This is a genomic window from Micromonospora sp. R77, assembly GCF_022747945.1.
Classification (GTDB): Bacteria; Actinomycetota; Actinomycetes; order Mycobacteriales; family Micromonosporaceae; genus Micromonospora.
In genome coordinates this window covers 3,473,331-3,490,602 of the sequence record NZ_JALDST010000001.1, presented here as the reverse complement: position 1 = coordinate 3,490,602, position 17,272 = coordinate 3,473,331, and the positions used below count along the sequence as shown (strand labels likewise).

Annotated in this window: 16 protein-coding genes and 1 tRNA gene; 7 read left to right on the top strand and 10 right to left on the bottom strand. The window is 68.8% G+C overall.

Annotated elements, in window-relative coordinates:
• Positions 1–59: 59 nt before the first annotated feature.
• Positions 60–1,847: an adenylyl cyclase gene (locus tag MRQ36_RS16365; RefSeq protein ID WP_242796512.1), complete on the bottom strand. Its 1,788-nt coding sequence runs from the start codon at positions 1,845–1,847 to the stop codon at positions 60–62.
• A 124-nt stretch (positions 1,848–1,971) separates the two neighbouring features.
• On the bottom strand, positions 1,972–2,325 hold the full coding sequence (locus MRQ36_RS16360; RefSeq protein WP_242796510.1) for a helix-turn-helix domain-containing protein: 354 nt from the start codon (positions 2,323–2,325) through the stop codon (positions 1,972–1,974).
• Positions 2,326–2,448: 123 nt separating this feature from the next.
• On the opposite strand from MRQ36_RS16360, the gene MRQ36_RS16355 reads away from it, so the two are divergent.
• Positions 2,449–3,297, top strand: coding sequence for an SDR family oxidoreductase (locus MRQ36_RS16355; RefSeq protein ID WP_242796508.1), 849 nt, complete (start codon positions 2,449–2,451; stop codon positions 3,295–3,297).
• Between the two features lie 50 nt (positions 3,298–3,347).
• Here the strand turns inward: MRQ36_RS16355 and MRQ36_RS16350 are convergent, their stop codons facing one another.
• Positions 3,348–4,124, bottom strand: a complete 777-nt coding sequence (locus MRQ36_RS16350) for an HAD-IIB family hydrolase (protein WP_242796506.1) — start codon at positions 4,122–4,124, stop codon at positions 3,348–3,350.
• A 232-nt stretch (positions 4,125–4,356) separates the two neighbouring features.
• On the opposite strand from MRQ36_RS16350, the gene MRQ36_RS16345 reads away from it, so the two are divergent.
• A complete protein-coding gene (locus MRQ36_RS16345; protein ID WP_242796505.1) occupies positions 4,357–4,668 on the top strand; it encodes an NIPSNAP family protein in 312 nt (103 codons plus the stop codon).
• Between the two features lie 33 nt (positions 4,669–4,701).
• Here the strand turns inward: MRQ36_RS16345 and MRQ36_RS16340 are convergent.
• Positions 4,702–4,777 (bottom strand) — tRNA-Arg (locus MRQ36_RS16340).
• 400 nt (positions 4,778–5,177) lie between these two features.
• Here MRQ36_RS16340 and MRQ36_RS16335 point away from each other — a divergent pair.
• From MRQ36_RS16335 to gltX, 3 genes are all read left to right on the top strand, one after another.
• Positions 5,178–6,548, top strand: a complete 1,371-nt coding sequence (locus MRQ36_RS16335; protein WP_374251139.1) for a hypothetical protein — start codon at positions 5,178–5,180, stop codon at positions 6,546–6,548.
• Between the two features lie 7 nt (positions 6,549–6,555).
• Positions 6,556–7,443 carry a phosphotransferase gene (locus MRQ36_RS16330; RefSeq protein WP_242796501.1) on the top strand — a complete coding sequence of 296 codons (888 nt, stop codon included), beginning with the start codon at positions 6,556–6,558 and terminating at the stop codon, positions 7,441–7,443.
• 99 nt (positions 7,444–7,542) lie between these two features.
• On the top strand, positions 7,543–8,952 hold the full coding sequence (gene gltX / locus MRQ36_RS16325) for a glutamate--tRNA ligase (protein WP_242796499.1): 1,410 nt from the start codon (positions 7,543–7,545) through the stop codon (positions 8,950–8,952).
• 3 nt (positions 8,953–8,955) lie between these two features.
• Here gltX and MRQ36_RS16320 read toward each other — a convergent pair whose 3' ends face one another.
• From MRQ36_RS16320 to MRQ36_RS16295, 6 genes are read right to left on the bottom strand one after another with little or no spacing between them, the layout of a single operon-like run.
• The gene (locus MRQ36_RS16320) at positions 8,956–10,338 is read right to left on the bottom strand and encodes a hypothetical protein (RefSeq protein ID WP_242796497.1); all 1,383 of its coding nucleotides are present in this window, start codon (positions 10,336–10,338) and stop codon (positions 8,956–8,958) included.
• Positions 10,328–11,032 carry an FkbM family methyltransferase gene (locus tag MRQ36_RS16315; RefSeq protein WP_242796495.1) on the bottom strand — a complete coding sequence of 235 codons (705 nt, stop codon included), beginning with the start codon at positions 11,030–11,032 and terminating at the stop codon, positions 10,328–10,330. The genes MRQ36_RS16320 and MRQ36_RS16315 overlap by 11 nt, the downstream gene beginning before the upstream one ends.
• A complete protein-coding gene (locus MRQ36_RS16310) occupies positions 11,029–11,757 on the bottom strand; it encodes a phytanoyl-CoA dioxygenase family protein (protein WP_242796493.1) in 729 nt (242 codons plus the stop codon). Before MRQ36_RS16310 ends, MRQ36_RS16315 begins: the two co-directional genes overlap by 4 nt.
• Positions 11,754–12,407: a class I SAM-dependent methyltransferase gene (locus tag MRQ36_RS16305; protein ID WP_242801154.1), complete on the bottom strand. Its 654-nt coding sequence runs from the start codon at positions 12,405–12,407 to the stop codon at positions 11,754–11,756. Before MRQ36_RS16305 ends, MRQ36_RS16310 begins: the two co-directional genes overlap by 4 nt.
• Complete coding sequence (locus tag MRQ36_RS16300) at positions 12,407–13,633, bottom strand: methionine adenosyltransferase (RefSeq protein WP_242796491.1); 1,227 nt, start codon at positions 13,631–13,633, stop codon at positions 12,407–12,409. Before MRQ36_RS16300 ends, MRQ36_RS16305 begins: the two co-directional genes overlap by 1 nt.
• 17 nt (positions 13,634–13,650) lie before the next feature.
• Positions 13,651–14,568 carry a radical SAM protein gene (locus MRQ36_RS16295; RefSeq protein WP_242796490.1) on the bottom strand — a complete coding sequence of 306 codons (918 nt, stop codon included), beginning with the start codon at positions 14,566–14,568 and terminating at the stop codon, positions 13,651–13,653.
• A gap of 287 nt (positions 14,569–14,855) precedes the next feature.
• On the opposite strand from MRQ36_RS16295, the gene MRQ36_RS16290 reads away from it, so the two are divergent.
• Together MRQ36_RS16290 and MRQ36_RS16285 are read left to right on the top strand one after the other, a co-directional pair.
• Positions 14,856–16,262: an APC family permease gene (locus tag MRQ36_RS16290; protein ID WP_242796489.1), complete on the top strand. Its 1,407-nt coding sequence runs from the start codon at positions 14,856–14,858 to the stop codon at positions 16,260–16,262.
• The gene (locus tag MRQ36_RS16285) at positions 16,259–17,272 is read left to right on the top strand and encodes an acetamidase/formamidase family protein (protein WP_242796488.1); all 1,014 of its coding nucleotides are present in this window, start codon (positions 16,259–16,261) and stop codon (positions 17,270–17,272) included. The genes MRQ36_RS16290 and MRQ36_RS16285 overlap by 4 nt, the downstream gene beginning before the upstream one ends.

Below are 17,272 nucleotides of genomic sequence, written 5' to 3'. Positions count from 1 at the left end.
GGGCGCAGCGCTTTCGGACGACTTTTCGTTACAGGGAGCGGCCGATCGGGTGCCGTGGATCAGGGGTAGCTGACCACCGGGCTGGTCCCGTACGAGCCGACGACGGGGGTGCCGGCCTCGTTCACGGTCCGTTCGATGCCACCGCTGCCGTCCAGGAAGACGGTGACCGCGTCGTGGATCCGCACCCCCGCCCGGCGGGGCACCTCGATCGCCCGGTCGCAGCGGATGTCGACGCCCTGGTTGAAGTACGAGTAGACGCCGAGCCCCCACGCCTCGTGCTCGCGCACGCCGTCGGCCACCTTGTAGGAGGCCCAGCCGTTCCCGGTCGGGCTGCGCCACGCGGCCTGGCTCGGCGGGTCGTAGGGCAGTTCGCTCTGGTAGAAGACGGTGCGCCCGCGCTCACCGGTCCAGACGGTCTGCCACCGCTGGTAGTGCTCGACGAAGAGCCCGTACGCGGTCACGTCGTCGCCGTTGACCAGCACGCCGGTGCCGCCGGTGTTCTCGGTCCAGCCGATGCCGTTGCCGTGGTCGCCGCGCCAGGCCCAGATGTTGTCCAGGATGGTGTGCCGGGCGTTGACCACCAGGCTGGTGCCGGCCCTGCCGACGCCGGGGCCGCCGATCCGGAAGAAGACGTCCTGGAGCGAGATCGGGTCGGCCGCGTGGTTGCGGTGGCTGTTGCGCCTGCCGACCTCGACCAGCACCTCGGACTCGACCGGCCCGGCGTCGACCAGCACCCCGGCGATCCGGACGCCGTCGACGTCCTCGATCCGCAGGGCGGCGTCACCGCCGGTCGGGCTGAGGCTCGGCATGCCGAGGCCGAGCACGACGGTGTCCGGGCGCTTGACCCGCAGCGCCCGGTCCAGGTGGTAGACGCCCGGGGTGAGCAGCAGGTGCCGACCCTTGGACAGCTCCTGGTTGATCTTCTGGGCGGAGTCGGTCGGCTCGGCGATGAAGAAGTCGGCCAGCGACAGCGACGGCACCGGCCGGTCACCGGTGGCCCAGGTGGTGCCGGTCGTGTCGTGGCGGAGCGCCGGCACGGCCACCCGCCAGGCCCCCGCCTGGTCGACGAAGAGGTACGGCTTCTCCCGGATCACCGGGCTGGTCGCCAGCGTGGTGTACGGCGGGTTCGGGAAGCCCTGGGCGGGCGCGCCGAGCACGCCGGAGAAGACCTGGTTCCAGACCCCGTTGGTCCAGTCGCCGCCCAGCTCGCTGTCCCGGGTGAGCCACTGCTGCTGCGAGCCGTTGATGGTGATGCCGTCCACCTTGCAGTCGGCGAGGTAGCCACCGCTGGAGTAGCCGCCGTTGCCCGGTTCCAGCCAGAGGATGCCCTTGATGTGCACCCGGCGCATCGGGGAGGCCTGGGAGACGGCCCACTGGTTCGACCAGTCGGTGGGGGTGACCGCGAGGTTCTCGGCGGAGCGCCAGAAGTTGGTCAGGGCGGAGATGCCGGCCGGCGAGTTGGGGTCGGCCTGGCCGACGACGCGTACCGCGCCGTGGATCTCGACGTCGTCGGGGTGGCTGCCGAGGCCGGCCACGGTCGTGTAGTAGCCGAGCTTCGCATTGACCTCGTAGCGGCCGGGCTTGAAGAGCACGGCGTAGCGGTCGGTGCCCATCTCGTTGTGTTCCTGCGCGGTGAAGAGCCGGTCCAGGGTGGACTGGATCTCCTCGACCGGGGTGGTCGGGTCGTAGACGAAGACGTTCGGCCCGAAGTCGGGGTCGCTGCTCTCCCCGGTACCGGCGGGCGCGGCCGAGGCCGGCAGCGCGGGGAGCCCGAGGGCGGTCAGCGAAGCCGCCGACGCGGCGGTGAGGGTGAGGAAGCGGCGGCGGGAGGGGTCGAGTGGTCTCATCGGCCTGCCTGTTCGGGGGTGGGGGTAGGGGTCGACCGTGCAGCTGAGAGCGCTCTCACGGCCGGGACCTCCTGTTTCTACCCCCTGTTCGCCGGTCGCGCCAGGGTCCGCCGGTTCCGGAACTTCAGCGGGCGTCGTACCGGGCGCGGGCCGCCTCGACCTCGGCGAGATGACCGGTGGCCCACGCCTCCAGGCCGGCGACCAGGTCGAGCAGGCTGCGGCCCAGCGCGGTCAGCGCGTAGTCGACCCGGGGCGGGACGCTGGCGTGCACGGCGCGCGTCACGAGCCCGTCGCGCTCCAGGCCGCGCAGCGTCTGGGTGAGCATCTTCTGGCTGATCCCGTCGATCCGCTCGGCCAGCTCGCCGTAGCGCCGCTCCCCGTCGGCGAGGGTCAGCACCACCAGGACGCTCCAGCGGTCGCCGATCCGGTCGAGGACCTTCCGGCTGCCGCAGTTCCGGTTGAACGGATCTGGCTTCACGAGTTCACTCTCTTTCGGTGCGTACCGAACTTCAAGGTGCCTACTCTCCAACGGGAAGTGGCCCGACGGTGTTCCCGTTGCTCACCGGTGACAGGCCCCACCGCGAGCACCCCGGGAGTTCCCATGTCCATCGTCGTCACCGGCGCCACCGGCCACCTCGGCCGCCTGATCGTCACCTCGCTGCTGCGCCGGGGCGTACCGGCCGACCGGATCGTCGCGCTCGGCCGGGACACCGACCGCCTCGCCGAACTGGCCGCGCAGGGAGTGGTCACCCGACGGGCCGACTACGAAGACGTCGAGTCGCTGCGAGCCGCCTTCACCGGCGCCGAGCAGCTGATGTTCGTCTCCGGCAGCGACGTCGGCCGTCGGCTCGCCCAGCATCACAACGTGATCGCCGCCGCGCAGGCCGCCGGCGTCGGGCTGGTCGTCTACACCAGCATCGTCCGGGCCGACACCTCCAGCCTGCTCCTCGCCGCCGACCACCGGGCCACCGAGGCGGCACTGCGCGAGAGCGGCCTGCCGTACGTCCTGCTGCGCAACAGCTGGTACCTGGAGAACTACACCGGCCAGCTCCCGACGTACCTCCGGCACGGCGTCGCCGGCGCGGCCGGCGACGGGCGGGTCAGCGCCGCCACCCGCGCGGACTACGCCGAGGCCGCCGCCGCGGTGCTCACCACCGAGGGACACACCAACCGGGTGTACGAGCTGGGCGGCGCGCCCTTCATGCTGACCGACCTGGCCGCCGAGGTGTCCCGGCAGAGCGGCACCGACGTCGGCTACACCGACCTGCCGGTGGAGAAGTACACCGAACTGCTGGTCGCGGCCGGTCTCCCCGAGGGGTACGCGGCCGCCCTCGCCGACGCCGACCGGGGACTCGCCCTGGGCGAGCTGGAGGCTCCCGGCGACGACCTGACCAGCCTGCTCGGTCGCCCGCCGACCGGCCTCGCCGAGGCGATCCGCGCCGCGCTCTGAGCCGACCCGGCTGGTTGCCCCGGACCCCGGCGGTCCGGGGCAGCCAGCGGTCAGACCCGGTCGACCCCGCGCTTCACCAGGTCGTCGACGAGCGCCTCGACATAGTCGGCGGTCTCCTCCCAGCGGGTGACGGCCACGCTGTGGATGCCCATCGCCTTCACCGGATAGTCGTTGCCGCCCACGTCGAGCCGGTCACCGACGAAGAGCACGTTGTCGGTCCTCAGGTCCAGGAACTCCAGCAGCTTCCGCATGCCGTACGCCTTGTCCACGCCCTTGCGGGTGACGTCGATCGAGGTCGAGCCGCCGCCGCGCACCTCCAGGTCCGGCAGCTTCTCCGCCACTGCGTCCCGCAGCCGCTTCTTCTTGCCGCCGTCCGGGTCCCAGCCGTACTTCTCGGCCGGGGGGGCGGACTGGCCCAGCGCGGAGAAGGTGATCTGGCTGCCCCGGTCCTCGATGATGTCGCCCCAGGTCTTCGACTCCCAGAGACCCAGCGCCTGCGCCGACTCGGTCAGCGCCGCGACCACCCGGGCCTTGTCCGCCTCGCTCAGGTCCTCCGCGTAGACCAGCCGCCAGTCGCCGTCCCGCCAGCGGTAGTAGCGGGTGCCGCAGGTGGGCATCAGGTGCAGCCGGCGGCGCTGCTCCTCGGTCAACTCCAGGTGCGCGAGGACCTGCGCCTCAAACTGCTCGAACCGGCCACCCGAGATGATCAGGACCTCGACCTCGGTGAGCAGGTGACCCAGCAGGTCAGCCATGCGACGATCGATCTGGGACTTGGAGACCGCCAGCGTGTCGTCCAGGTCGAACGCCACCACTCGAAGATCGTTCATCAGGTACCACCATGTCGTCGCGGGCAGGCCAGGAGTAGCAGGGTACCGACGATGACCCGCTGACCCCCGGGAGGCCCAGGGCCGGCGTACGACCGAGGGCCGGTCGTCACGCGCCGCAGCCCTCTCCGACGCAGGCTAACAGCCGCGCGGCGACCGGCACGGCCCGTTCGGCGACATCAGGGTCTCCGCCCGCGCCCTGGGTTTGTCCCGCCGCGCGCCCTAGGGTGACATCGTGATCACCTGCGTCGTGCACTACACCATCGACCCGGCCCAGATCGAGGCGTTCGAACGGTTCGCGCGGGCGTGGATGCGGCTGGTCGCCAAGCACGGCGGTGTGCACCACGGCTACTTCCTGCCCGCCGAGGGCGCCAGCGACAAGGCCGAGGCGCTGTTCAGCTTCGAGAGCCTGACGGCGTACGAGCGCTACCGCGCGCGGTTCGGCACCGATCCGGAGTTCGTCGCCGCCGACCGCATCCGGGACGAGTCGGGGTGCGTCGTGCGCTACGAGCGGACGTTCATGCGCCCGCTTCTGCCCACTGACTGAGCGGCGTCGCCGCTGGTGGTGGGAGAGCTGAGCTGGTGCCCCCGGCAGGATTCGAACCTGCGACACACGGTTTAGGAAACCGATGCTCTATCCCCTGAGCTACGAGGGCGCGAGGGCCCAGTCTAGCGACCTGGGGGTTCACCTGGGGTGGCAGGGAGTCGCCCACGTTCACCCACGTTCCCCGCACCGCCGTTCTCGCAGCCCAGGAGCACACCCCGAGCACACGGACCCCGATTTGCGACCGGCGGTCGGCCGCGGTGACCTGCGTTGGCACCGGTTCACCCGGGGTGGCATCCGCTGGGGAGCACACCGCGCACACCATCGAAGGTCACGGGTGCAGATGATCGCACCCGGCGCGCTCCAAGGGCGCTGCTACGAGAGGGAGAGGGGCAGGTTAACGCTATGGAGTCTTAGCGAGACAACAGGTAGCTTGGTCGCACCGCAAGCCGTGCAGACGTCTCATCACGGCAGGGTGCTTGTCGGCAGCGCATCAGACGCTGGAGGTGATTATGGTCGCCCGGATCGACCCGGCTTGGTGGACGTCGGGCACCTGGGAGGGGCGGCCGATCAGGCAGTTCCTGGAAAAGCGCGATGTCGCGGTGATCTTCAGGTTTCTGCACGCTCGCGGCGTGTCCTACGGGGCGATCGCCGCTCTGGTCGATGTCTCCGCCAACCGCGCCGCCGAAATCGCCAAGGGGGCGCGGCAGGTTACGGCCTACGAGGTGCTGGAGCGGGTCGCCCTCGGCCTGAACATCCCGCGGGCTGCCATGGGTCTCGGCCGTGAGCAGGACGTGCCCGCCGTCGGAGAGGTTCAATCAGTACGCAGGCAGGTACCCACGAGCGTCCAGCACTTACCCCAGATGATGAGTGGGCGTCCATCCGCCGACATGGGCGGTCTCGCTCGCCTGCGCGCGGAACTGGACGAGGCACTGTCGTCCTCCAGCGTGTCGCCTCGGCACCTCGAGTTGGTTGAAGAGTCGACGAGCGAGCACATGCGGGTCTATCCCTCGGCGGCGCCGACCGTCATGCTGTCGAGACTTGCGGATGAGTGTGCCGAGGTGCAGGTTCTTTCGCGCCGGCGGCAACCCGCGACGGTTCAGGCCCGCCTGTCGGGTGCCGCAGCTCTGCTGGCAACGATGTGTGCCGACGCGCTCATGCGACTGGGCAACGCCAGTGAGGCGCGGCTGTGGTACCGGACGGCGATCCACGCCGCGGACGACAGCGCGGACCCGCGGCTCCAGGTGTTGGCGCGCGCTCAGGCGGCGATGCTGCCCTACTACTTCGGTGACCCGCACCAGACGGTGGCGATGGCGGATCAGGCGCTCGCCATCACGGCTTCGGCGTCGCCGTCCGGCGCGCTGGCAGCCGCCGGACGCGCGAGGGCGTTGGCCCGCCTCGGGGCGGCTGACCAGGCGAGAGCGGGGATCGAGCAGGCGCACCGCATGTTCGACGAGGCAGGGGACGACGACAGCGATGCAGCGTTCCGCTTTCCCGCGAAGCGGCTGCTGTTCTACCTGTCCGGGGCAAGGACATGGCTTGGCGACACGAAAGAGGCGTACCGGATCCAGGACGAAGCGCTGAGCTTGTACGGTCCCAGGCCGAGGGTGCCGATTGATCCTGCTCTTATCGCCCTGGACCGTGCCCTCTGCCTCGTACGCGACCTTCGGTTCGCGGAGGCTGCAGTAGCCGCCTGCGCCGCCGTCGCCGGGCTGCCCGAGCTGCAACGCACGGAGATCGTCCTGTCCAAGGCGGTTCAGGTCGTATCGGCGATTCCGCAACCCGCACAGGGCAGGGAGGTGATCGAGTTGGCGGAGTACGTGCGGGCGTGCCGCGAGCGGAGCCGTACCCTTGCAGCCGGAACTGCTGTGCTCGAACCCTAGGGGCCACATGTTCGTCGAGGCACGAACGCGTCCGATGCTCGCCGAGGTGTGTCGGAAGCTGGGCTGCTCTGCTGCCGAGGCGCAGTTGCTTCGGCATCACACCAACGCGGTGTACGCCGTGGGCGACGTAGTAGTCAAGATCGCTCCGCTGGAGTTCGGACTCGACCGCTCACGGACGGTGGTGGCGGTCGTTGACTGGCTGTCGGCCAAGGGCTTCCCGACCGTGGGTCTGTGCTCCCAGGTGCCGGCTCAACCGCTCGTGGTCGACGGGCACGCCGTCACGGTGTGGCAGCGTTTGGACCCGGCGGACGACAACCCCGTCACCACCGCAGAGCTCGGGCAACTCCTGCGGGAACTGCACGGCTTTCCGATGCCGCCGGTGGAGCTGCCAAGGCTTCAACCAGCCAAGAGCGTCCGCAGATCCGTGGACAACGCCCACCTCATCGACGATCTGGACCGCGACCTGTTGCTGAGCCGGCTCGAGGTTCTCAAAGCGGCCTGGTCATCGATGGCGTTCCCGCTGGGAGACAGCCTGATCCAGTCCGACCCCCAGACCCGCAACGCTCTACGACGGTTCGACGGTACCCCGGTCCTGGCCGACTGGGACGGTATCGCGATCGGGCCACGAGAGTGGGACATCGCCACCGTCGCGGTTCACTGTCGGCGATTCGGCGGCGGCCGGCAGGCCTTCGCGGACTTCACCGCCAGCTACGGCTGGGACGCCACCACCTGGTCGGGCTTCGAAGAGCTCTGCCGATTGCGTGAACTCCAGATGATCGCCACCAACGCGCGCAAGTCCCGGCCCGGCACGTCGGCAGCCGCCGAGGTGCATCGACGGCTTGACGGCCTTCGCAACGAGAATGGTGCCGAGCTGCGTCGCTGGCAGATTCTCTGACCGAAAGGCAGACGGCGCTCCAACCTGATGCGCTCGGACGCGGAACTTCGGCCCGGGATATGCGGTTAGGCGACCGCCTCATATCGGTACGCTGCGTGCATGGCATCGCCAAACTCCCCCGTGCGCGTTCGATTTGCCCCATCACCGACAGGCATGTTCCACGTGGGTAACGCCCGCTCTCTGCTCTACAACTGGGTGCTAGCCAAGCAGTCCGGCGGCACGATGGTGCTGCGGATCGAGGACACGGACGCCGAACGTAGTAAGCCGGAGTGGGTGCAGGGCATCATCGACGCCATGGCCTGGCTCGGCGCCGGCCCCGATGAGTACGAGGGCCCCCTGTTCCAGTCCGCCTATGTCCAGCACCACCGCGACGCCATCGCGAAGCTGCTCGCGGCAGGTCAGGCCTACTACTGCGACTGCGTGCGTACGCAGGTCGTGGAGCGAACCGGCAGCGAACACAAGGGGTACGACGGTTACTGCCGCGACCGCGGCCTGGCCGCGGCGCCCGGAAGCGCGGTGCGGTTCCGGACACCGGACGAGGGTCAGACCGTCGTGCGGGATCTGGTGCGCGGCGAGCCCACGTTCGACAACGCCACGATTGAGGATTTCGTCATCGCACGTGGTGACGGCTCCCCGGTGTTCTTGCTCGCGAATGTCGTCGACGACATGGTCATGGGCATCACCCATGTCATCCGCGCCGAGGAGCACCTGCCGAACACGCCTAAGCAGCAGCTGTTGTGGGTGGCGCTCGGGCACGAACCGCCGGTGTGGGCCCACGCGCCGATCCTGGTCAACGAGAAGCGGCAGAAACTGTCCAAGCGCCGGGATCGGGTCGCGCTGGAGGACTTCCGTGCCGAGGGGTACCTGCCCGATGCGATGCGCAACTACCTGATGCTGCTCGGCTGGGCCCCCTCCGGTGACCGGGAGATCGTCCCCTGGGACGACATCGTGACGGAGTTCCGGATGGCCGACGTCAATCCGTCGCCGGCGTTCTTCGACGTCAAGAAGCTGCGGGCATTCAACGGCGACTACCTCCGCGCGTTGAGCACGGAGGAGTTCATCTCGGCGTGTCAGCCGTGGCTGCGCGGTGAGTACGCCCCGTGGCGGGCTGAGGACTACGACGACGTGGCCTTCGCCGCTGTCGCGCCCCTGGCGCAGACCCGGGTCGCGGTGCTCAGCGAGATCGTCGCCATGGTGGACTTCCTGTTCCTGCCGTTCCCGTCGATCGACGAGGCTGCTTGGACGAAGGCCATGACCGGGGAGGCCCTGGCGCTACTCACCGAGGTGGCTACCGCGTTCGAGAAGGTGGAATGGGATGCCGAGTCGCTCAAGCGCACGGTCGAGGAGTTGGGGGCAGCTCGCGGTCTGAAGCTGGGTAAGGCTCAGGCGCCGGTCCGGGTTGCTGTGACCGGCCGTACCGTCGGGCTACCCCTGTTCGAGTCGTTGGAGGTGCTCGGTCGGAGCCGCACTGCCACGAGGATCAGGAGTGCGATCGACCGGCTCCCGTAGGGTCTAGGTGGTGCCGCTTCTCTGAGTGGGGGCGGCGCCGCTCCCTATAGATGGCGGTTGAAGGTCGCCGATCCCGGTGCCGAGGAGTTCGTCAGCCATTCGGAGAGCTACCACGACGCTCTCCTGCGGCGAGACGCCCACGGGCAGGTGCTTCCGCGCGAGTTGAGCCCGAAGAGCTGTCCCCCGCGGTCCGTTGATGACCTCGACCGAGCCGTGCGCCTTGTCGGGCCGGCACTCTTCAAGCCCGCGATCGCGCCAGCGAACGTGTCGCCTCGCCAACGGGACCGGTTGCCCGATCATCGCGAGCAGGTGGAGGTCGGTGGTGTCGTTCAGGGCGCGATGCACGCTCTCCGTAAGCCCGGGCCTGGCCGCGTCGACGCCGCGCAGGCCCTCCCGCGCGAGGAGCGCGCTCGCGTGCACGGCGACCCGCAGAGGTGGCGGTGCGGCCTCGAAGGCCGAGGTCACCCTGGTGTTGAGGTCGGTGGGGCGGAACCCGCTCTGGGTGAGGATTCCGTCGACCGAGAATCCGCCGCGGTAGCCCAGCCGGCGGCGCAGGGCCGCGCCCATCCACCGGGTCAGCTCGATCAGGGCTCGCTGTCGGGCCACGGGCATGGGTGCGGTGCCCGCGCAGAGGAAGGTCCCGTCGGCGGGCCGCCGCGGTACGAGAAGCTCCAGTGGGGTGAATGCGACAGTCGACTCGACGAGCACCAATCCGTGCAGGCGGCAGGGCACGCCGGGGAGCATCGGCATGGCGCGGATCCGCCGTCGCTCTGTCGACTCCGCCCGCCGACTGGGCATGCCCGCGCTCGACCATTGGATGTCCCCACCGCCGGCCGAGGGCTCGGCCCCGCACGTCTGCCTTGCGGTGACGATTTCGGTCCCCGGCGGGCTGACAGGCTGCCACAGCGATGCTGGCTCGTCGTACACCACTGATTCCGCACGCGGCAGGCCGATGGAGTCCCACAGCACATCCACCACGCTCTTGTGTTCGAAGAGGCTCCAGCTCGGGTGCTTGGCGCCGATGAGCGGCCGGCTGCCTGTCACCAGCGGCTCCAGAGGGTCGGTGACGAAAAGCGCTGCTCGCCTGTCGGGATCGAAACGATCCACGAGTGCGCTCAGCGGCGAGTCCGTCGCGAGGGTGGCGAGGAGAGCGTGCCGGTCCGCGAGCAGTTGGGCTGCGCTGCGGGTGCCGGGCGGGCTCGGCAAGGAGGCGAGGAGGTTGCCGTCGAAGGCCAGGACCAGGACGTCGGCCGCGCCCGCAGCCGCCAGCAGATTTCGCCAGTGAGGCTCGTCCGCGCTGTGGGAGCAGAAGACCACCGCCCTCTCACCGGTCACCTTTGGCTGGATCGCGGTGGCGAGCGCTTCGAGGAGAGAATCATCTCGCATGGCGCCACCGTCGCTGGCTCACCGGGTCCAGCCCTCGCAGGACGAGGTTGGCCGGAGTTCGATGTATGAGCTCGAAGCGATCAGCCCCGAGAGCGCGGATGATCCGCTCCTCACTGCGGTCAGGGTCTCGGGAGTCGTACTCGATGATAACGATCCCAGGGCGGTGCTCGGCCGGGTCGAAGGACGACCAGACGTCCAGCTCTGTGCCTTCGACATCGATGTTCAGGAGGTCTATCCGCTCGATTCCGAGGTCGTGGAGCAGGTCTCCGAGCCGGAGGCAGGGAGCGGTGCCCACGGTGTAGCCCTGGCCCCGGTCACCCAGGCCGGACCAAGAGGGCTTGGCGTCGTACTGGCTGAAGGTCTGCTCGCCGGCGGTGTTAGAGATGGCGCAGTGGCGTACCACGCAGTGGCGTCTCGTCAGGGACGCGCGGTTCCGCGGATCAGGATCGACGCACAACCCCGTCCATCCCCGCCTCTCGAAGTAGAGGGTGTTGCTACCCCGTACCCCGTCGCCTGCCCCGACATCGACGAAGACGCCCTGTGCCGGAGCGGCCAGGTGTTCGACGAGCCAGCGGTCCTCACCCCACTGACCGAAGTACGGGTGCGGTTGGGTGTACGGCGGGTCGAAGCCGCTGTTGGGAGGCTGAGAGGCGCTGATGGTCGCTCGGTTCGGCGGATTCGGTGAGGCGGTCATGAGCCGCTCGCCGAGTAACCGAGAACCAGCAGTCGCCGCGGTCTGTCGGTGCTGTTCGGCCCGCTGGCGTGCACGAGCGCGGCATCCCAGGCCAGCAGTGATCCCGCTGATGCCTCCAGCGTCACCGCCTGCTCGTCGGGCGCGTCATCGTCCGGGACGACCGGCCCCTGGTTTGGTGTCGGCTCGTGTCGCACAGGGCGTCGGTGACTGCCGGGCCAGACCTGCAGCGCCCCTGCGGCTGCGGGGCAGTCGTCGAGACACAGCGCCACCGTGATCACTCGGTCGTAGCCGCGCGCCGCGAAGTACGAGGCGTCGGAGTGTTTGCGGACGTCCTCGCCGAGAACTGGCAGTTCGGCCCAATCGGCGGGGTCGGCGAGTGCCGCCTTGTAGGTGACCTTGTCCTCCATCAGTGTCGCCTTGGCGGAGAGCATCGACGAGGCGAGGAATCCGATATCCTCGCTCGCCGCCATGCCCGCGAAGGCCGGTGCGAGATCGACGACAGGTTTGATCTTGAAGACGTACGGTCGGCCATCCGGCAGGCGCCACCAGGTGAGGCGAGGATGCGCCGTCCGCAGGGACACGGTCTGGCCGATGATCTGCTCGAATGCCAGGTCGGCGGCGACGCGCAACTGGGACAACGTCTCGCGCTCCAGGAATCCCTCGATGGCGAGGTAGCCGTCCTGACGGTAGCGGTGCCGGAGGTCTTCGCCGGTCGCTCGCATCATTGGACCCCTTTCCGGGCGCACGGCACGAGGAAGTCACCCGTCGGCTTCGTCCAGCCGCTCGGCAGTTGATTCGCAGGGATGGTCACCTTCGTTGCGCTCCAGCCCGGGAAGAAGTGGTCCAGCACTTCGACGCGCGCTTCGGGCAACTCTGTGCCGCTGTGGAAGAAGCTGAAGCGACCTCCGGGCCGCAGGACAGGGATCGCTATCCGTTCCACGAAGCTGGTGAAATCGGCGTCGGCGTGCCCGTCTGGCGGCCAGGTGTCGTACATGATCGCGTCGATGCTCTCCGGCTCAAGATCGAGCACCTGCCATGGTTCGACGACAACCATGACGGGACAGGGCAGGTGCTCGCGGATTCTCAGCGCGACCAGGTCCACGACCGCCGGATGGGGTTCGACGGCGGTGTAACTGGCGGGTCGCAGCGGTGCGATCTGCTGGGCGAAGACGCCCAGGCCAAGACCGATCTCCAGCACGTGCGCTCCGTGTTGATCTCCGAGTAGCGCGGCGGCGTGCTCAGCCATCAGGGCGGACTCGGCGAAGAACATCACGTACGTGCCTCCGAGGCGGAGGCCCTCGTCGTCGATCATGGCCGGGCGGGCGCACAGCTCGCGGAGATGACGGAGATGAACCTCGTCCAACGTCACCGGCATCAGCACGGCTCCTGCTCGCGGAAGCGGCTCACCGGGTCGATCTTCAGGAACCGCTGGATGTATCCCGGCGCCGTCCGCATCGTTGCCCGGGCCAGCGCCTCGCCGGCGACCCCGATGGGCGCCTCGGATCGGATGAGCACGTACGCCGGATCGTCCAACTGGCCGCCGTTGCGTGCCGCGATGAGCACCTCGGCGTACGTCCCGAGCTCGGCCATGATGCGTCGTGCCAGTTCATCGGCTACGGCCGTGTAGATCTTCCCGACGTGGTGAAGCGGGTTCTTGCCTGCGGGCGCCTCGCCGCTCGCCGGACGAAGGGGCTCGATCGCCCCGTTGTACCGGTTGCCCCGTCCGACGGCGCCACAGTCTCCCTTGCCCAGTGAGGTGCCGAAGGGTGCGAGGTAGCCACGACCGGGCACGTCCTTGGTGTTCAGCGACAGCCGTGCCCCAGTTGCCGTCGGTGTCTCGTCGAGCACCCGCTTGAGCTCACCCTCGATCTCGTCGCGGATGGCGTCAAGCGCCGTCCGATACTCCGACCAGCCGTGAACGTTGGCGGGATGGAAGGGCACTGCCGCGGTCACGTCCAGTTGGCCACGGTCGCGGACCACCATGACCTTGACGTCGGTGCCGGTCTGGTAGCGGGTGCGGAAGGTGGCGCCGGTCAGCAGCGTCTCCAGTCGGACCGCCGTCCGCGCCGCGATGCCACGAAGGCTCGTCCCGGCGCACACGACGGTGTCGTTGGCGACGGATTCACTGGCGAGCACCTTCGTGATCCCGGCAGCCGTCCGAGGCTGGTAGAACTCCCTGTCGTGATCGACCCCGGTGCCGGCGGTGTTGTTCACGTGTATGCGCAGGTGCCCAAGGATTGCCGGGTCGTCCAACGTGCTGGTGAGAACAGCGCGGACCGTGTCGTCGAATAGTTTGGCGATGGACACCTCGTTGCCGTCGATCCGCTCCGTGACCTTGCCGAAGAGGTAGCAGTCGACCGGCTTGCGGATGTCGTACCCACCGAAGCGGACGTCGGCGGCCGCGCCCACCAGCGTCACCTTGTCGACCCAATGGTTCGGTACAGCACCGAAGCGCTCCTGGCAGGTTGCGGAGTAGCGGCGGGAGAAGCTGTCGGCGACCAGGTCCGCGAGGCTGTCAGGGTGGCCGATGCCCTTGCGCTCCGCGACATCGAACGGTGCCCGGTCGGGGTGTATCGCCCCGAGGCTGGTGATGACCTGCATGGCGCTTTCTCCTCTCCTCACCGGCGCGGCGGGGCCGGGACGGCGGATGCGGGCAGCGGCGGATCGACGAGGTACGCCATGCACTGCGACAGGACCAGGACACGCTTCGCCGGGCACGGCTCCGGTGCGGAGGCGGGCCGGAAGGTGCCGTCGTAGAGGTTTCCGTAGCTGGTCGGCACGGAAGCACACCGCCGAACCTCACCGGTCACGGTCACCTTGAAGGAGGTCATCCCCGCCGTGCAGGGCTGGCCGCGGAAGGCGAGCATTCCGTCGAGGTACGGCCGGTTGAAGGTGTACTCGCCGGAGTTCTCCAGGATCAGCGCACGCTCCGCGTCGGTGTACGCCTCGGGGTACCGGCGACCTTCGTAGACGCCCTTGAACACCTTGGCCCGCAGCGGATCCACTCCGAGAGCCGCCAGCGACGCCAAGTCGTCGCGTAGTCGCGGGAGCAGCGGCGGGAAGAGCACGTACAACGCCACCACGTCGAAGCCGGCCCCACGCAGGATCCGGAATGACTCGGCGTACTCCGTCATCGGCAGACCGAGGCGGTCACGCTCCGGTACGTGCAGGGCTGCCACGATCTTCGCCACCCGCGTCGGGTCCACCTCGTTGGCGAAACGGGTGACCAGCTCGGGCGACGCCAGGTTGGTGTTGATGCTGATCCAGTTGCGGCGGGTCAGCCCGGCACAGAGCTCCACGAAACCGGGAAACAGGAACGGCTCTCCGCCCGACATGTGCACGAGACTCGTGCGGCCGAGGTCCTCGAAACGCTGAACCACCAGGTCGGCGTCAGGCTCGTTCAGGTGCTTCTTGTTCAAGACGTAACGAATCTGCGGATGGCAGTACTCGCAGAAGAAGTTGCAGCGGTTCGTCAGGTGCCAGTCGAACTCCCACTCCCACGGCGCCGGGTCCGACGTCATCGCTGACACACGCACCGGTCCCACCTCCCCACGCTCGGCCGCCGACATCATTTCGACGGATACCGATGTCAACTCTGGCGTTGAGAGTGTTGACCGGGACACCTCACGGTGGGGTCCCACGGTGGCCCCTCACCGTGGGCTGTCCCGCCTGCCGTGATCACGAAATCGTTCATTCGTCCTGCACTGCCCGGGGGTGCAGAACGGATCACCGGTGTGCAGGAACCCGTAGGGCGTGTGAGTTACGAGAGGCAATCCTCCGCATACGTCCTCATCCAAGTGCCGATGCAGGAGGAGGGCGTCGAATGTTTGAACAGAACGACTTGGCTCGTTACGGCTATCGCCAGGAGTTGGCTCGGAGGCTGCGGTTCCGGGACCTCTTGGCCTACGGCCTGGTGTACATGGTGCCGATCGCGCCGATGGCGATCTTCGGCAGCGTTTACGCCGGCTCGGGCGGGATGGTGGCTCTGGCGTACACGGTCGGTGTGGTCGCGCTGGTGTTCACCGCGTTCTCGTACGCGCAGATGGTGAAGGCTTTCCCCATGTCGGGCAGCGTCTACAACTACGCCGGCCGGGGCATCAGCGCGCCGGTCGGTTTCCTGGCCGGCTGGGTGATCCTGCTCGACTACGTCCTCGTACCGGGCCTGCTGTACCTGGTGGCGTCGGTAGCGATGCACTCGACCGTGCCGGCCGTGCCAGTGTGGCTGTGGTTGCTCGGGTTCGTCGCGGTCAACACGATGGTTAACTCGGTGGGGATCCGGATGACCGCGATGGTGACCCGGGTGATGCTCGTCGGCGAGCTGATCGTCTTGGCGATCTTCCTCGCCGTCGCCGGCTGGGCCCTCGCCTCGGGCAGGGGCCGGTTCAGCTGGGAGGCGTTCTACAACGCCGACACCTTCACCTGGTCCCTGGTAGCGGGAGCGGTGTCGATCGCGGTGCTGTCCTTCCTCGGCTTCGACGGGATCAGCATGCTGGCCGAAGAAACCAAGGGCGGCTCTCGGCAGATCGGCCGGGCGATGGCCGCCGTCCTCGTCCTGGCCGGTGTGCTGTTCATCGCACAGACGTGGCTGGCCGCGATGCTCGTCCCCGAGCCGGCCTCGCTGCTCAGTGACGGGGATCCGAACGGCACCGCCTTCTACGATGCCGCGCAGGTGGCTGGCGGAGGCTGGCTGGCGACGTTGTGCGCGGTCGCGACCGCGATCGCGTGGGGCCTGCCGAACTCGATGGTCGCTCAGGTCGCCACGTCCCGGCTGCTGTACGCGATGGCCCGGGACCGGCAACTGCCCGGCTTCCTGGCGAAGGTGTCGATCCGCCGCAACGTGCCGATCAACGCGACCCTGCTCACCGGCGTCGTGTCCCTCGCGCTGGGCCTGTACATGGCCACCCGGGCGGACGGGATCACGCTGCTGTCGTCGCTGATCAATTTCGGGGCGATGGTCGCGTTCCTGGTCCTGCACGTCTCCGTGGTTGTGCACCACCTCATCCGCCAGCGCAGCGGCAACTGGTGGGCGCACCTGGTGATGCCCGGTATCGGCTTCGTGATCCTCGCCTACGTGGTGATCAACGCGAACATCGCCGCGCAGCGTCTCGGTCTGGCCTGGCTCGCCCTCGGCATGGTCGTACTCGCCGGCCTGTACCTGACCGGCCGCCGGCCCGCCCTGTCGGGTCTGGCGCCCGCGCAGCCGCAGGCCCGCCACGTCGAGCGGGTGTGACGACCATGGACACGATCACCTACCGGCCCGCCCGCGACGAGCTGGCCTACACCTTCGGCGGGCGGATGCCGGTGGCCCACATCCGCTCCGGTGACACCCTGCAGGTGCACACCGAGGACTGCTTCGGCGGCCTCGTCCGCGGCCCGGCGGACCTGCCGTCGCAGGTGTGCCGCATGCCGTACCTGAACCCCGTGTCCGGGCCGTTCTTCGTCGAGGACGCAGTGCCAGGCGACACCCTCGCCGTCCACCTCGCCTCGATCGTTCCGGCCCGCGACTGGGGAGTCTCCTCGACGTTCCCGCACTTCGGGGCACTGACCTCCACCTCGCATACGGCGACCCTGCAGCCGCCTCTCGAGGAGCGGGTGTGGGTGTACGACATCGACCGGCAGGCCGGCACGGTCCGCTTCCACGCCACCGACAGCGACCACACGGTCGACCTGCCGCTGGACCCGATGATCGGCACCATCGGGGTGGCGCCGGGCGGGTTCGAGTCGCGTTCGACAATCGTGCCCGACAGCCATGGCGGGAACCTCGACACCCCGGAGCTGCGCGCCGGTACCACCCTGTACCTGGGGGTGAACGTGCACGGGGCGATGCTCGCCCTCGGCGACGGCCACGCCTGCCAGGGCGAGGGTGAGGCCTGTGGCGTCGGGGTGGAGATCGCCACAACCACCACCCTGATCATCGAGGTCATCAAAGGCGTCCCGACGGTGTGGCCCCGCCTGGAGACCGACACGTCGATCATGTCGGTCGGCTGCGCCCGTCCCCTTGAAGACGCGTACCGGATTGCGCACCGCGACCTGGTCGGCTGGGTGGTAGACCTCACCGGCCTGGAGCAGCTCGACGCCTACCAGCTGGTGTCACAGGCGGGACGGGCGCCGATCGGCAACGTCTGCGACCCGAACTACACACTCCTCGCCGCCGTCGACAAGGTACTGCTTCCGCAGCCGCAAGCCGCCTACGACGGGGTGCACGCCCGCTTCCGGCAGCACACCGACGGGCCGAGGTAG

Excerpts from the sequence above, each read along its gene's own strand:
- MRQ36_RS16300 (WP_242796491.1), bottom strand. The coding sequence starts at position 13,633 with ATGCAGGTCATCACCAGCCTCGGGGCGATACACCCCGACCGGGCACCG.
- MRQ36_RS16320 (WP_242796497.1), bottom strand. The coding sequence starts at position 10,338 with ATGCGAGATGATTCTCTCCTCGAAGCGCTCGCCACCGCGATCCAGCCA.
- MRQ36_RS16290 (WP_242796489.1), top strand. The coding sequence starts at position 14,856 with ATGTTTGAACAGAACGACTTGGCTCGTTACGGCTATCGCCAGGAGTTG.
- MRQ36_RS16315 (WP_242796495.1), bottom strand. The coding sequence starts at position 11,032 with ATGACCGCCTCACCGAATCCGCCGAACCGAGCGACCATCAGCGCCTCT.
- MRQ36_RS16335 (WP_374251139.1), top strand. The coding sequence starts at position 5,178 with ATGGTCGCCCGGATCGACCCGGCTTGGTGGACGTCGGGCACCTGGGAG.
- MRQ36_RS16365 (WP_242796512.1), bottom strand. The coding sequence starts at position 1,847 with ATGAGACCACTCGACCCCTCCCGCCGCCGCTTCCTCACCCTCACCGCC.
- MRQ36_RS16330 (WP_242796501.1), top strand. The coding sequence starts at position 6,556 with ATGTTCGTCGAGGCACGAACGCGTCCGATGCTCGCCGAGGTGTGTCGG.
- MRQ36_RS16355 (WP_242796508.1), top strand. The coding sequence starts at position 2,449 with ATGTCCATCGTCGTCACCGGCGCCACCGGCCACCTCGGCCGCCTGATC.
- MRQ36_RS16350 (WP_242796506.1), bottom strand. The coding sequence starts at position 4,124 with ATGAACGATCTTCGAGTGGTGGCGTTCGACCTGGACGACACGCTGGCG.
- MRQ36_RS16305 (WP_242801154.1), bottom strand. The coding sequence starts at position 12,407 with ATGCCGGTGACGTTGGACGAGGTTCATCTCCGTCATCTCCGCGAGCTG.
- gltX (WP_242796499.1), top strand. The coding sequence starts at position 7,543 with ATGGCATCGCCAAACTCCCCCGTGCGCGTTCGATTTGCCCCATCACCG.
- MRQ36_RS16310 (WP_242796493.1), bottom strand. The coding sequence starts at position 11,757 with ATGATGCGAGCGACCGGCGAAGACCTCCGGCACCGCTACCGTCAGGAC.